At 72.3% G+C, this 14,121-nt stretch carries 11 protein-coding genes; all 11 read left to right on the forward strand.

Features of this window, described 5'->3' with window-relative positions; all coding sequences use genetic code 11:
* Positions 1-5 precede the first annotated feature (5 nt).
* Positions 6-1,316: a dihydroorotase gene (locus AABM36_RS07590; RefSeq protein WP_423445623.1), complete on the forward strand. Its 1,311-nt coding sequence runs from the start codon at positions 6-8 to the stop codon at positions 1,314-1,316.
* Positions 1,317-1,349: 33 nt separating this feature from the next.
* On the forward strand, positions 1,350-1,844 hold the full coding sequence (locus AABM36_RS07595) for an ABC transporter permease (RefSeq protein WP_423445625.1): 495 nt from the start codon (positions 1,350-1,352) through the stop codon (positions 1,842-1,844).
* Between the two features lie 72 nt (positions 1,845-1,916).
* Complete coding sequence (carA, locus tag AABM36_RS07600) at positions 1,917-3,101, forward strand: glutamine-hydrolyzing carbamoyl-phosphate synthase small subunit (RefSeq protein ID WP_423445626.1); 1,185 nt, start codon at positions 1,917-1,919, stop codon at positions 3,099-3,101.
* A complete protein-coding gene (carB, locus tag AABM36_RS07605) occupies positions 3,101-6,421 on the forward strand; it encodes a carbamoyl-phosphate synthase large subunit (RefSeq protein ID WP_423445628.1) in 3,321 nt (1,106 codons plus the stop codon). The genes carA and carB overlap by 1 nt, the downstream gene beginning before the upstream one ends.
* A gap of 151 nt (positions 6,422-6,572) precedes the next feature.
* Entirely contained in the window at positions 6,573-7,484 is a 912-nt protein-coding gene (pyrF, locus tag AABM36_RS07610; RefSeq protein WP_423447928.1) for an orotidine-5'-phosphate decarboxylase, read from the forward strand.
* Between the two features lie 169 nt (positions 7,485-7,653).
* Positions 7,654-7,968, forward strand: coding sequence for an integration host factor, actinobacterial type (gene mihF / locus AABM36_RS07615; protein WP_191872265.1), 315 nt, complete (start codon positions 7,654-7,656; stop codon positions 7,966-7,968).
* A 37-nt stretch (positions 7,969-8,005) separates the two neighbouring features.
* Positions 8,006-8,629: a guanylate kinase gene (gene gmk / locus AABM36_RS07620; RefSeq protein WP_423445630.1), complete on the forward strand. Its 624-nt coding sequence runs from the start codon at positions 8,006-8,008 to the stop codon at positions 8,627-8,629.
* A gap of 73 nt (positions 8,630-8,702) precedes the next feature.
* The gene (gene rpoZ / locus AABM36_RS07625) at positions 8,703-9,191 is read left to right on the forward strand and encodes a DNA-directed RNA polymerase subunit omega (protein ID WP_423445632.1); all 489 of its coding nucleotides are present in this window, start codon (positions 8,703-8,705) and stop codon (positions 9,189-9,191) included.
* Entirely contained in the window at positions 9,188-10,471 is a 1,284-nt protein-coding gene (gene coaBC / locus AABM36_RS07630; RefSeq protein ID WP_423445634.1) for a bifunctional phosphopantothenoylcysteine decarboxylase/phosphopantothenate--cysteine ligase CoaBC, read from the forward strand. The genes rpoZ and coaBC overlap by 4 nt, the downstream gene beginning before the upstream one ends.
* 9 nt (positions 10,472-10,480) lie before the next feature.
* Positions 10,481-11,686 (forward strand): methionine adenosyltransferase, encoded by a 1,206-nt coding sequence (gene metK / locus AABM36_RS07635; RefSeq protein WP_423445636.1) that lies wholly within the window; start codon positions 10,481-10,483, stop codon positions 11,684-11,686.
* A complete protein-coding gene (locus tag AABM36_RS07640) occupies positions 11,683-14,097 on the forward strand; it encodes a primosomal protein N' (protein ID WP_423445638.1) in 2,415 nt (804 codons plus the stop codon). The genes metK and AABM36_RS07640 overlap by 4 nt, the downstream gene beginning before the upstream one ends.
* The last annotated feature ends 24 nt before the right edge of the window (positions 14,098-14,121 follow it).

Consider the following 14,121-nt stretch of genomic DNA (forward strand, 5'->3'; position numbering starts at 1 on the left):
TCCTCATGAGCTGCCACCTGATCAGCAACGCCCGCCCCGAGGGCGGTGACCCCGCGGACCTGCTCGTCGTGGACGGGCGCATCGCCGCCGTGGGAGCCCCCGGCTCCCTGGACGTCCCCGCGGACGCCGAGGTCCTCGACGCCTCCGGGCTCATCGCCCTGCCGGGGCTCGTGGACATGCACACCCACCTGCGCGAGCCCGGCCGGGAGGACGCCGAGACCGTGGAGACCGGCACCCGGGCCGCGGCCCGGGGCGGGTACACGGCGGTCTTCGCGATGGCCAACTCGAACCCCGTGGCGGACACCGCCGGCGTGGTCGAGCAGGTGTGGCAGCTGGGCCGCGACGCCGGTTGGACGGACGTGCACCCGGTGGGTGCGGTGACCGTGGGCCTCGAGGGCGAGCAGCTGTCCGAGATCCGCGCGATGGCCGAGTCCCGCGCCGGGGTGCGGATGTTCTCCGACGATGGCAAGTGCGTTCACGACCCCGTCCTGATGCGCCGGGCCCTGGAGTACGTCAAGGCGTTCGACGGCATCATCGCCCAGCACGCCCAGGAGCCCCGCCTGACCGAGGGCGCCCAGATGAACGAGGGCAGCGTGTCCGCGGACCTCGGGCTCACCGGATGGCCCGCCGTGGCGGAGGAGGCGATCATCGCCCGCGACGTCCTGCTGGCCCAGCACGTGGACTCCCGGCTGCACATCTGCCACCTCTCCACGGCCGGGTCCGTGGAGATCGTGCGGTGGGCCAAGGAGCGCGGCGTGACCGTGACCGCCGAGGCCACCCCGCACCACCTGCTGCTCACCGACGAGCTGGTGCGCACCTTTGACCCCGTCTACAAGGTCAACCCGCCGCTGCGCACGGACGAGGACGTCCAGGCCCTGCGCCGCGCGGTGGCCGAGGGCACGGTGGACGTGATCGGCACGGACCACGCCCCGCACACCACGGAGGACAAGGAGTGCGAGTGGACCTGCGCGGCCCACGGCATGACGGGGCTGGAGACCGCGCTGGCCGTGGTCCAGCACGCCCTCGTGGACACCGGGATGATCGGGTGGGAACGGGTCGCGCAGATCATGTCCCGCCGCCCCGCGCAGATCCTCGGTCTCACGGACCAGGGCCAGGAGCTGGTTCCAGGATCCGTGGCCAACATCGTGCTGTGGGACCCCGCCGGCGCCACCCCCGTGGACCCGGCGCACCACGCCTCCAAGGCGCGCAACAGCCCGTACCGGGGGATGACCCTCCCGGGCGGGGTGCGCGCCACCTTCTACCGCGGCCACCCCGTGGTCCGTGACGGTGAGCTGACCACCCCCGTGGCCCGCTGATCCCCACCGTCCTCCCCGAAAGGTTGTGTCCCCATGTCGGACAAGCTCGTACCCACCCTGCTCACCCTGGCGATCGTGGTGGTGCTCTTCGCCCTGATCTGGTGGGGCTGGCGGGGCCGTGTGCGGCGCCAGTCGGACGTCGCCGAGGTGACGCCCGCGCCCCGGGACCTGATGAGCCGGGCCACCACCCGCGTGGACGGGATGTACGTGGTCACCACCTACACCGACCAGCCGCTCGAACGCATCGCGCGCCACGGTCTCGGGGTGCGCACGAACGCCGAGGCCGTGGTGGCCCCGGACGGTGTGTTCATCAACCGCCAGGGCGCCCCGGACGTGTTCATCCCGCGCCGCGACCTGCGCGCCGTGTCCACGGCCTCCGGGATGGTGGGCAAGTTCGTGGAGCGCGACGGGCTCGTGGTCTTCACCTGGGACCTGGGGGACACGCGCGTGGACACCGGCTTCCGCGCCCGCTCGGGCGAGGGATCGCACGAACTGGAGGATGCGGCGTCGGCCCTGCTGGACGCCTGAGACTCCCGCACCGGGCCCGCCCCGCGGGGCCGCCCGCTGAAGACCACACCTGCTTAACGAAAGGAGTTCGCCATGAACTCACCACACAACGCACCGGCCGTGATGGTGCTGGAGGACGGCACCGCCTTCGAGGGCCGCGCCTGGGGCGCTCCCGGCACCGCGTTCGGGGAGGCCGTCTTCGCCACCGGCATGACCGGTTACCAGGAGACCCTCACCGACCCCTCCTACGCGGGGCAGATCGTCATCCAGACCGCACCCCACATCGGCAACACGGGGATCAACACCGAGGACATGGAGTCCCGGCGGATCTGGGTCAACGGCTTCGTGGTGCGGGACCCCGCGCGCCGCCCCTCCAACTGGCGCAGCGAGCGCACCCTGGACGAGGAGCTCGCGGCGCAGGGCGTCACCGGCATCCAGGGCGTGGACACCCGCGCACTCACGCGCCACCTGCGGGACAAGGGTGCGATGCGCGCCGGGATCTTCGCGGGCGACGACGCCGCACGGCCCGTCCCCGAGCTCGTGCGGCTGGTCTCGGAGCAGCCCGCGATGGCCGGTCGGGCACTGGCCGAGGAGGTCAGCACGGACGAGTCCTACACGGTGGAGCCCTCGGAGCACGGCTGGAACGGGCCCGTGAAGCACACGGTGGCCGCCGTGGACCTGGGCATCAAGTCCATGACCCCGCAGCGTCTGGCCGAGCGCGGCGTGCGCGTGCGCGTGGTGCCCGCGGCCACGACCTTCGAGCAGCTGCGCGAGCTGGGTCCGGACGGCGTGTTCTTCTCCAACGGCCCGGGGGACCCCGCCACCGCGGACGACCAGGTCGCGCTGCTGCGCGAGGTCCTGGACGCGCGCATCCCGTTCTTCGGGATCTGCTTCGGCAACCAGCTGCTGGGCCGCGCCCTGGGCTTCGGCACCTACAAGCTCACCTTCGGCCACCGGGGCATCAACCAGCCCGTCAAGGACCTCGCCACCGGCACCGTGGAGATCACCTCCCAGAACCACGGCTTCGCGGTGGACGCGCCCGTGGGGGAGACCGTGACCGCCCCCGAGGAGCGCTACGGGCGCGTGTCGGTGTCCCACGTGGGGCTCAACGACAACGTGGTGGAGGGCCTGCGGTGCGAGGACATCCCCGCGTTCTCCGTGCAGTATCACCCCGAGGCGGCCGCGGGACCCCACGACTCCGCGTACCTCTTCGACCGTTTTGTGGACATGATGGACCGGGCCTCCCAGGGCTCCGGCACGGAAGCAGGAGACAACTGATGCCCCGCAGGCAAGACCTCAACAGCGTCCTGGTGATCGGCTCCGGGCCCATCGTGATCGGGCAGGCCGCCGAGTTCGACTACTCCGGCACCCAGGCCCTGCGCGTCCTCAAGGACGAGGGCCTGCGCGTGATCCTCGTGAACTCCAACCCGGCCACCATCATGACCGACCCCGAGTTCGCGGACGCCACCTACGTGGAGCCCATCACCCCGGAGACGGTCGAGAAGATCATCGCCAAGGAACGGCCCGACGCCGTCCTGCCCACCCTGGGTGGCCAGACCGCCCTGAACACCGCGCTCGCCCTGGACGCCAACGGCGCCCTGGAGAAGTACGGCGTGGAGCTCATCGGCGCGGACGTGGACGCGATCAACCTGGGCGAGGACCGCGAGGCGTTCAAGGGCGTCGTCGAGCGCTGCGGCGCCGAGTCCGCGCGCTCCGTGATCGTGCACTCCATGGACGAGGCGCTCGCCGCCGCGGAGCAGCTGGGCTACCCCATGGTGGTCCGCCCGTCCTTCACCATGGGCGGTCTGGGCTCCGGGCTCGCGTACAACGAGACGGACCTGCACCGCATCGCGGGCGCCGGCATCCAGTACTCGCCCACCTCGGAGGTGCTCCTGGAGGAGTCCATCCTGGGGTGGAAGGAGTACGAGCTGGAGATGATGCGCGACGCCAACGACAACGTGGTGGTCGTGTGCTCGATCGAGAACGTGGACCCCGTGGGCGTGCACACCGGAGATTCCGTCACGGTGGCCCCCGCGCTGACCCTCACCGACCGCGAGTACCAGCGCATGCGCGACATCGCGATCGCCGTGATCCGCGAGGTGGGTGTGGACACCGGCGGGTGCAACATCCAGTTCGCCGTGGAGCCCGCCACCGGCCGCATCGTGGTGATCGAGATGAACCCCCGCGTGTCCCGCTCCTCGGCGCTCGCGTCCAAGGCCACGGGCTTCCCGATCGCCAAGATCGCCACCAAGCTCTCCCTGGGCTACACGCTGGACGAGATCCCCAACGACATCACCCGCAAGACCCCGGCAAGCTTCGAGCCCACGCTGGACTACGTGGTGGTCAAGGTCCCGCGCTTCGCGTTCGAGAAGTTCCCGGCGGCGGACCCCACGCTGACCACCACCATGAAGTCGGTGGGCGAGGCCATGGCGATCGGGCGCAACTTCACGGAGGCGCTGCAGAAGGCCATGCGCTCGCTCGAGCAGAAGGGCTCCTCCTTCAGCTTCACGCGCCCGGCCGTGGAGCCCGGGCCCAACACGGTGGCCCGGCTGGTCTCCAAGACCGAGGAGACCACCACCGAGCGGCTGCGCAACGTGCAGCGCGCGCTGCTGGCCGGCGCCACGGTGGAGCAGGTCTTCGAGGCCACCTCCATCGACCCGTGGTTCCTGGACCAGATCCAGCTGCTCAACGAGACCGCGGACATGATCCGCGAGGACCCGGACCTGCACCCGGAGACCCTGCGCGAGGCCAAGCGCCACGGCTTCTCGGACGCCCAGATCGGTGAGCTCGTGCACCTGGACGAGTCCGTGGTGCGCGGCGTGCGTCACGCCCTGGACATCCGCCCGGTCTACAAGACCGTGGACACGTGCGCCGCGGAGTTCGAGGCGTTCACCCCGTACCACTACTCCTCGTACGACCAGCAGACGGAGGTGGCCCCGCACGAGAAGCCCTCGGTCATGATCCTGGGTTCCGGTCCCAACCGGATCGGGCAGGGCATCGAGTTCGACTACTCGTGCGTGCACGCCTCCATGGTGCTGCGCGAGGCCGGGTACGAGACCGTGATGGTCAACTGCAACCCGGAGACCGTGTCCACGGACTACGACATCTCCACGCGGCTGTACTTCGAGCCGCTGACCTTCGAGGACGTCATGGAGGTCGTGGAGGCCGAGCGCCGCTCGGGCGGGCTGCTGGGCGTGTTCGTGCAGCTGGGCGGTCAGACCCCGCTCAAGCTCGCCGCGGACCTCAAGGCGGCGGGGGTGCCGATCCTCGGCACGAGCCCCGAGGCCATCGACCTCGCGGAGGACCGCGGGGAGTTCGCCCGCGTGCTCACGGAGGCCGGTCTGCGCCAGCCCAAGAACGGCACGGCGTACGACTTCGAGCAGGCCAGCCGGATCGCCCACGAGATCGGCTACCCCGTGCTCGTGCGCCCGTCCTACGTGCTGGGTGGCCGCGGCATGGAGATCGTCTACGACGAGGCCTCCCTGAAGACCTACCTGGAGAACGCCACGGAGGTCAGCCCCAGCCGCCCCGCTCTGATCGACAAGTTCCTCGAGGACGCCATCGAGATCGACGTGGACGCGCTGTTCGACGGCCGCGACTGCTATGTGGGCGGGATCATGGAGCACATCGAGGAGGCCGGGATCCACTCCGGCGACTCCGCCTGCGTGCTGCCGCCCATCACGCTGGCCCCGGACGTGGTCGAGCGCGTCCGCGCGGCCACCGAGGCCATTGCCCGCGGCGTGGGCGTGAAGGGTCTGATCAACCTGCAGTTCGCGCTCGCCTCGGACGTGCTGTACGTGATCGAGGCCAACCCGCGCGCCTCGCGCACGGTGCCGTTCGTGTCCAAGGCCACGGGCGTGCAGATGGCCAAGGCCGCAGCGTTGATCGGCACGGGCCGCACCGTGGCGCAGCTGCGCGCCGAGGGTGTGCTGCCCGCGGACCACGACGGCACCACGCTGCCCGAGGGCACGCCCACCGCGGTCAAGGAGGTCGTGCTGCCGTTCGCCCGGTTCCGCACCCCGGAGGGCACCGTGGTGGACTCGCTGCTGGGCCCCGAGATGCGCTCCACGGGCGAGGTCATGGGGGTGGACAAGTACTTCGACACCGCGTTCGCCAAGGCGCAGGCCGCCGCGGGCGGTCCGCTGCCCACGTCCGGCTCGCTGTTCGTCTCGGTGGCGAACAAGGACAAGCGCTCCGCGGTGATCCCGGTCAAGATGTTCGCGGACCTGGGCTTCGAGATCGTCTCCACGGGCGGCACCGCGCAGGTGCTGCGCCGCAACGGCATCGAGTCCACGGTGGTGGCCAAGATCGCGGACGCCGAGGGCGACGAGCCCACTGTGGCGGACCTGATCACGGACGGGAAGATCGACCTGATCTTCAACACCCCCTCCGGCGGCCAGGCGGCGCGCGGCGACGGCTACCAGATCCGCGCGGCGGCCACCTCGGTGGGCGTCCCCACCATGACCACGGTGTCCGAGCTCGGTGCGGCGCTGCAGGCGATCACCGCGCAGCGGCAGTACTCGTGGTCCGTGACCTCCCTGCAGGAGCACGAGCAGACCCTGCGTGAGCGCGCGGCTCGGGAGGCCTCCCGTGACTGAGCCCTCCCACGGGCGCCACAGCGCGGCCACGCCCCACGACACCGCCGTGCCCGTCACGGACGCCCACCGTCCCACGACGCCGCCCGCGCACCGCGGCGAGCCCGCCACCGGTGCGCAGCGCGAGCCCTTCGGGGTCCGGCTGCAGCGGGCCATGGCCGAGCGGGGTCCGCTGTGCGTGGGCATCGACCCCCACCCGGGGCTGCTCGACGCCTGGGCACTGCCGCGCACCGCGCAGGGGCTGGAGACCTTCTCCCTGCGGGTCGTGGAGGCCGCCGCCGGCCGGGCCGCGGCACTCAAGCCGCAGGTGGCGCTGTTCGAGGCCCTCGGCTCGGCCGGCCTCGCGGTGCTCGAGCGTGTGCTCGCGGAGTCCGCGGCCGCGGGGATCCTCAGCATCGCGGACGCCAAGCGCGGCGACATCGGTTCCACCATGGCGGCCTATGCCTGCGCGTGGCTCTCCGACGACTCGCCCCTCGCCGCGGACGCCGTGACCCTGAGCCCGTACCTCGGCTTCGAGTCCCTGCGTCCCGCGCTGGACCTGGCGCGGGACACGGGACGGGGAACCTTCGTGCTCGCGCTGACCTCCAACCCGGAGGGCGCCAGCGTGCAGCACGTGGGCGGTGAGCACTCCGTGGCCGCGGGCATCCTCTCCGCCGTGTCCCGCGAGAACCGCACGTCGGCCGCGGCGGACACCGCGGCGTCGTCGTCCGCCGGGGCGGTGGAGCGGGGTCCCGCACGTCACACGGGCGATCGTGACCAAATCGTGACGCCGGCGGAATCGGGCGGGCTGGGCTCGTGCGGGGTGGTGATCGGGGCCACCGTGGGCGAGGCCATGAGCCGCCTCGGCATCGACCTGCGGGAGCTGAACGGGCCGGTCCTCGCTCCGGGATACGGTGCGCAGGGCGCGGACGCTGCCGCCGTGGCCTCGGTGTTCTCCCAGGTCAGGGGCACGGTGCTGGCCAACTCCTCCCGTGACGTGCTCCGTCACGGCCCGGACGTCCGCGCCCTGGGGGAGGCCATCACCCGCTCGGCGGGGGAGCTCGCGGAGCACCTGCAGCGCGTCTGACCCCCAGCACGACCGTCCCCTGGAACGCGAGCCCGGAGGCTCGTCGGGGGACGGTCGTGCATTTACCCCCGCAAAGTCCTCGGGTACTTTCGGTGGGAGACGGCCCCGTTCGCCACCCCCCTTTCGCGCGACCGGCCGGGCCGTCGGGCTACCACGAGGAGAGCTGGGAATGGCACTGCGGCCACTGACGGATGACGAGCGCGCCCGGGCGCGGGAGAAGGCGACGGCGGCACGGTCCGCACGCGCCGAGATCAAGAAGGGGCTGCGGGACGGCACCGTCTCCGTGGCCGAGGTGCTGCGCCGTGGTGACGAGGACGAGGCCGTGAGCCGCCTCAAGGTCACCGAGCTGCTGGAGTCCACCCCCGGGATCGGAAGGGTCCGCTCCGCGGCGATCATGGAGCAGATCGGCATTGCCCCCACCCGCCGCGTGCGCGGGCTGGGCCAGCACCAGCGCCGCGCCCTGGTGGAGTACCTGGACCGCTGAGGAACCGCCGCGCGGCCGGTGACCCCCGGTTGGTACAGTGACGGACGAGTTCGACCCGTCCACCACCACACCCCCGGAGGTACCCGTGCCCGCATCGCCCACCGTGACCGTTCTGGCCGGGCCCACGGCCGTGGGCAAGGGCACCGTGTCCACCCATGTGCGGGACCACTACCCGGACGTGTGGCTCTCCGTCTCGGCCACCACCCGTGCCCCCCGGCCGGGCGAGGTGGACGGCGTGCACTACTTCTTCGTCAGCGACGCGGAGTTCGACCGCATGATCGAGGAGGACGACCTGCTCGAGTGGGCCGTGGTGCACAACCTCCACCGGTACGGCACCCCGCGGCACAAGGTCGAGGAGGCACTGGCGGCCGGGCGCAGCGTGCTGCTCGAGATCGACCTGCAGGGCGCGCGCAGCATCCGGCAGGCGATGCCCGAGGCGCAGTTCGTCTTCCTGGCCCCGCCCAGCTGGGACGAGATGGTGCACCGGCTGGTCGGCCGGGGCACCGAGACGCCCGAGCAGCAGCAGCGCCGGCTGGAAACGGCTAAACTGGAACTCGCGGCGCAGTCAGAGTTCGATCACACGGTCGTCAACGACACCGTGGAGCGCGCCGCCGCAGAGCTTGTGGCACTCATGGGGCTGCCGGGTGAGCAGGGGCGCTGAGCGCCCCGCCACCCTGACCCACCACCGCGGAACGCCCCGCACGCCACTGACATCTACGTCCACCACAGGAGTCATGAAGCACGTGAGCACGAACAACGAAGGCATCGTCAACCCGCCCGTCGATCGGCTGCTCGACAAGACGGATTCCAAGTACGGACTCGTGATCTTCGGGGCCCGCCGCGCCCGCCAGATCAACGCGTACTACTCGCAGTTGCACGAGGGCCTGTTCGAGTACGTGGGGCCGCTGGTGGACACCCAGCTCAACGAGAAGCCGCTGTCCATCGCGTTCCGCGAGATCGACGAGGGCCTGATCGAGGCCGACCACGTGGCCCACGCGGGGTTCACCCCCAACGGCCAGATGGTCAGCGACGAGCCCACCGCCACGGACATGTTCACCGGAGACTTCTTCGCCCAGGGCGAGGAGCAGGACTCCACCGCCATGTTCTCGGACGGCGCCCAGCTGCCGGCCTCGGAGGAGACCCCCGCGCAGGACATGGCTGAGACGGCGGAGACCGTGGTCGAGGAGACCTCCGAGGACTCCGCGGAGGCCACCGAGCAGTGACCGAGCCGTACTCCGGCCACGCCCCCGTTCCCGCCCGGCCCGCGCCCCTGCGCGTGGTGCTGGGTGTGGGCGGGGGCATTGCCGCATACAAGGCCGCGCTCGTCTCCCGGCTGCTGTCCGAGGCGGGGCACCACGTGGTGCCCATGCCCACCCGCGCGGCGCTCGAGTTCGTGGGCGCGCCCACGTGGGAGGCCCTCACGGGGGAGCACGTCTCCGAGTCCGTCTTCGACCGCGTGGACACCGTGAACCACGTGGCCCAGGGCCAGGCCGCGGACCTGGTGGTGATCGCCCCGGCCACCGCGGACCTCATGGCGCGGATTGCCCACGGCCAGGCTGACGACCTGCTGAGCACCACCGTGCTCGCCACCTCCGCGCCCGTGCTCCTGGCACCGGCCATGCACACGGAGATGTGGCTCAACCCCGCCACGCAGCGCAACGTGGCGCTGCTGCGGGAGCACGGCCACACCGTCATGGAGCCCGCCACGGGCAGGCTCACCGGGACCGACAGCGGCCCCGGTCGGCTCCCCGAGCCGCAGGACATCGTCGACGCCGCCCTGGCCCTCTCCGCGGGCCGTGCCGCATCCGCCCCGGGGGCCCTCTCCGGGCGGCGCGTGCTGGTCACCGCGGGTGGCACCCGTGAGGCGCTGGACCCCGTCCGATTCCTGGGCAACCGCTCCTCGGGCAAGCAGGGAATCGCCCTGGCCCGGGCGGCACGCGCGGCGGGGGCGGACGTCCACCTGATTGCGGCCCACGTGGAGACCGACCTTCCGGAGGGCATGCGGACCACCCGCGTGTCCTCGGCGCGAGAGCTCGAGGAGGCAACGCTCGCGGCGGCGGTTGAGAGCGAGGTCGTGGTCATGGCCGCGGCCGTGGCGGACTTCCGCCCGGACACCGTGGGGGAGCACAAGATGAAGAAGTCCGAGGACGGCACGGACCCCGTGATCCGGCTGGTGCGCAACCCGGACATCCTGCGCGCCGTGGTGGCGCAGCGGGACGAGCGCGGCCTGGACCAGCTCGTGGTGGGCTTCGCGGCGGAGACCGGGGACGCCGAGCACTCCGTGCTGGACTTCGGCCGCGCCAAGCTGGCCCGCAAGGGCTGCGACCTGCTGGTGCTCAACGAGGTGGGCACGGACAAGGTCTTCGGCCGGGACGAGAACGAGGTGGTCGTGCTCTCCGCACGGGGTGCCGAGGAGGCGGCCACGCGGGGGAGCAAGGACGAGGTCGCCCGGTTCGTGGTGGAGCGCATCGCGCGGGAAGAGGGTGTCGGCGCCGCCGGGTAATGTGGTGGCGTGAGCGCATCGACTGAGCACCTGAGAATCTTCACGTCCGAGTCCGTGACCGAGGGCCACCCCGACAAGATCTGCGACCAGATCTCGGACTCCATCCTGGACGCGCTGCTCAGCGAGGACCCCCAGTCCTCCGTGGCGGTGGAGACCATGGTCACCACCGGCCTCGTGCACGTGGCCGGGGAGGTCAAGACGGACGCGTACGTGGAGATCCCGCACATCGTGCGCAAGACCCTGCTGGACATCGGCTACAACTCCGCGGTGCACGGCTTCGACGGCGAGTTCTGCGGCGTGTCCATCAGCGTGGGCGAGCAGTCCAACGAGATCTACGACGGCGTGTTCAACTCCCTGGAGGAGCGCACGGGGATCGCCAAGGACCCGAGGGACGCCCAGGGCGCCGGGGACCAGGGCATCATGTTCGGCTACGCGTCGGACGAGACCGAGGCGCTGATGCCCGCTCCCATCCTCCTGGCGCACCGGCTCTCCGAGCAGCTCACGCGCGTGCGCAAGACCGCCGTGCTGCCCGAGCTGCGCCCGGACGGCAAGACCCAGGTGACGCTGGGCTACGACGGGCACACCCCCGTCTCCGTGGACACCGTGGTGGTCTCCTCCCAGCACGCGGAGAACTACGACCTCGACCAGCTCACCCGGGACATCACCACGTGCGTGATCGATCCGGTCCTGGGTGACTCCGGTCTGGACCTCTCCGGCACGCGGATCATCGTGAACCCCGCGGGCAACTTCGTGCGCGGCGGGCCCGTGGGGGATGCCGGGCTCACCGGGCGCAAGATCATCGTGGACACCTACGGCGGCATGGCCCGTCACGGCGGTGGCGCGTTCTCCGGCAAGGACCCCTCCAAGGTGGACCGCTCCGCCGCGTACGCGATGCGCTGGGTGGCCAAGAACGTGGTGGCCTCCGGGCTCGCGCGCCGCGCGGAGGTGCAGGTGGCCTACGCGATCGGCCAGGCGCACCCGGTGGGTCTGTACGTGGAGACCTTCGGCACCGAGACCGTGGATCCCGTGCGCATCGAGAACGCGATCACGGAGGTCTTCGACCTGCGCCCGCTCGCGATCATCGAGGACCTGGACCTCAAGCGGCCCATCTACGCCAAGACCGCGGCGCACGGGCACTTCGGCCGCACGGACCCCGACTTCACGTGGGAGCGCACCGACCGGGTGCAGGAGCTGCGTTCCGCCGCGGGGCTGTGAGCTCCGGGCAGGACACCCCCGAGCCGGAGGTGGACCCTGCGCCGGAGCACGCTTCCGGGCCGGGGAACACCCCGGAACCGGAGGGCGGCTCCGGTGAGCAGCTCACGCTCGCCGGCCTGCCCTCGGCACCGGAACCCAGCGCCGCCCGCTCGCGCCCTTCCAGCGGCACGCGGTCGGCGGGGCCCCGGTCGCGGGGCGCCGCCCTGGGCTCGGAAGGCGTGGCCGCAGAGAACCCCGTGGCCCGCGTGCTGCTGGAGGCTTACGTCCCCCACCTGGACCGGGTCTTCGACTACCGGGTGAGCGCCGCCCTGCACGAGCAGGCCGTGGTGGGGGCCAAGGTGTCCGTGATCTTCTCCGGGCGCAAGATGTCCGGGTGGGTCGTGGACAGGGTGGCGCGCACCGACGTTCCGGAAGAACGGCTGCTGCCCATCCGGCGGGTGCTCTCGCCGCTGCCGGTGGCCGCCCCGGAGATCGTGGACCTCGCGGAGGCCGTGGCCCAGCGCTGCGCGGGAACCGCCGCGGACGTGCTGCGCGTGGCCATCGCTCCACGGGTGGCACGCGTGGACAAGGAGTTCGCCGCGGGGGACGCCACACCCGCACCAGCGGAGGAACCGTCGAGCGCCCCCGCGGAGCAGACGCCACTTCCTGCGCGGGAGGAATCCTCGACCGGCGCCGCGACGCCCGAGGAGCCGGACAGAGAGGACCCAGAAGTCACGCCCCCGTCCCCCGAGGTCTGGGGACACTACGAGCACGGCCCCGAGTTCATCGCGGCGGTGGCGTCCGGGAGGCCTGCGCGCGGCGTCGTCGAGGTGCTGCCGTCCGCCGAGGACCACGACTGGGCGCGCCTGACCGCCAACGCCATGGCCACCGCGTACGCCGCCGGCCGCGGCGCGGTGGGGGTGGTCGCGGACCACAAGGCCCTGGAACGGCTCGAGACCGCGCTGCACGAGCTGGTGGGGGAGGACGCCGTGGTGCGGTTGCACGCCGGTGACGGCCCCACGCCGCGCTACCGCGGTTTCCTGGAGCTCGCGCTGGGCCGCAAGCGGCTGGCCGTGGGCACGCGCTCGGCGGCCTACGCCCCGGTGCAGGACCTCGCCCTGGTGTGCTGCCACGACGACGGCGACGTGAACTTCGTGGAGCAGCGCGCCCCCTACCAGCACACCCGGGACGTCCTGCTGCTGCGGACCCAGCAGCAGGACCTGGCCGCGCTGTTCACCGGCTACGCCGTGAGCCCGGAGGCCCAACGTCTCGTGAGCACGGGGTGGGCCGTGCGGGTGGCACCGGACCGGTCGAAACTGCGCAGGTGCTCCCCGCGGATCGAGGCGACCTCGGACTCCTACAACACGGCGCGCGATCCGCTCGCGGCCCGGGCGCGCCTGCCCCACGAGGCGTTCCGGGTGGCCCGTGCGGCACTCGAGAAGGGCCCGGTGCTCGTGCAGGTGGCCCGCAAGGGCTACGCGCCGGTCCTCGCGTGCCAGCGGTGCCGCACACCCGCGCGCTGCCGCGCGTGCGACGGACCCCTCGCCCTGTCCTCGGCGAACGCCGTGCCGGTGTGCACGTGGTGCGGGCGGCAGGCCCACGACTGGAGCTGCGCGGAGTGCGGCTTCACCCGGGTGCGCCTGAGCTCCGTGGGGGCCGGGCGCACCGCCGAGGAGCTGGGCAGGGCCTTCCCCCAGGTGCCCGTGATCTCCTCGTCCGAGCACACGGTGCGGGCGCGCGTGGGATCCGCCCCCGCGCTCGTGGTGGCCACCCCCGGGGCGGAACCGGTGGCCGAGGGCGGGTACGCCGCCGCGCTGCTGCTGGACGGCAACCAGATGCTCGCCCGCCCGTGGCTGCGCGCCGAGGAGCAGACCCTGCGCCGGTGGTTCAATGCCGCGGCCCTCGTGCGCTCGTCCGAGCACGGCGGCACGGTGGTGGTCACCGCGGACCAGGACCGCGCCGTGTCCGCGCTCGTGCGCTGGGACCCCGCCGGGCACTCGGAGCGGGAGCTGCACGAGCGCCACGAGCTGGGCCTGCCCCCCGCGGTGCGCACCGCGGCGCTGACCGGTCCCCGCGGGGCGCTCGCGGCCACCCTGCGGGACCTCCAGCTGCCCGAGCGGGTGCGCGTGGTGGGGCCCGCCCCGGTCGAGAACACACCCGGCAACGGCGCCGACGTCGCGGAGAACGACACCGGGGAGACGTCCGACGGCACCCTCGACGGGCTCGCGCGTCCGGGGTCCGCGGAGACGGCGCGCTCGGGCCGGGCCGGCGCAGGATCCGGTGAGGACCGCCCCTACCGCGCCCTGCTGTTCTTCGGGTTCGGGATCGCGCCCAAGATCACCGCGGCACTGCGCGCGGAGAAGGCCCGGGCCTCGGCCCTGCGGGAGCACGCCCCCGTGAACGTGCGCTGCGACGTCGCCGACCTGCTCTGAACCACCACGCGACGGCTGGGCCTC

Source organism: Kocuria sp. KSNUG, assembly GCF_049532735.1.
Classification (GTDB): Bacteria; Actinomycetota; Actinomycetes; order Actinomycetales; family Micrococcaceae; genus Kocuria; species Kocuria rhizophila.

What these genes read in the sequence shown, in the direction of transcription:
- AABM36_RS07590 (WP_423445623.1), top strand. Translation starts at nt 6, where the DNA reads ATGAGCTGCCACCTGATCAGCAACGCCCGCCCCGAGGGCGGTGACCCC.
- AABM36_RS07595 (WP_423445625.1), top strand. Translation starts at nt 1,350, where the DNA reads ATGTCGGACAAGCTCGTACCCACCCTGCTCACCCTGGCGATCGTGGTG.
- carA (WP_423445626.1), top strand. Translation starts at nt 1,917, where the DNA reads ATGAACTCACCACACAACGCACCGGCCGTGATGGTGCTGGAGGACGGC.
- carB (WP_423445628.1), top strand. Translation starts at nt 3,101, where the DNA reads ATGCCCCGCAGGCAAGACCTCAACAGCGTCCTGGTGATCGGCTCCGGG.
- pyrF (WP_423447928.1), top strand. Translation starts at nt 6,573, where the DNA reads ATGGCCGAGCGGGGTCCGCTGTGCGTGGGCATCGACCCCCACCCGGGG.
- mihF (WP_191872265.1), top strand. Translation starts at nt 7,654, where the DNA reads ATGGCACTGCGGCCACTGACGGATGACGAGCGCGCCCGGGCGCGGGAG.
- rpoZ (WP_423445632.1), top strand. Translation starts at nt 8,703, where the DNA reads ATGAAGCACGTGAGCACGAACAACGAAGGCATCGTCAACCCGCCCGTC.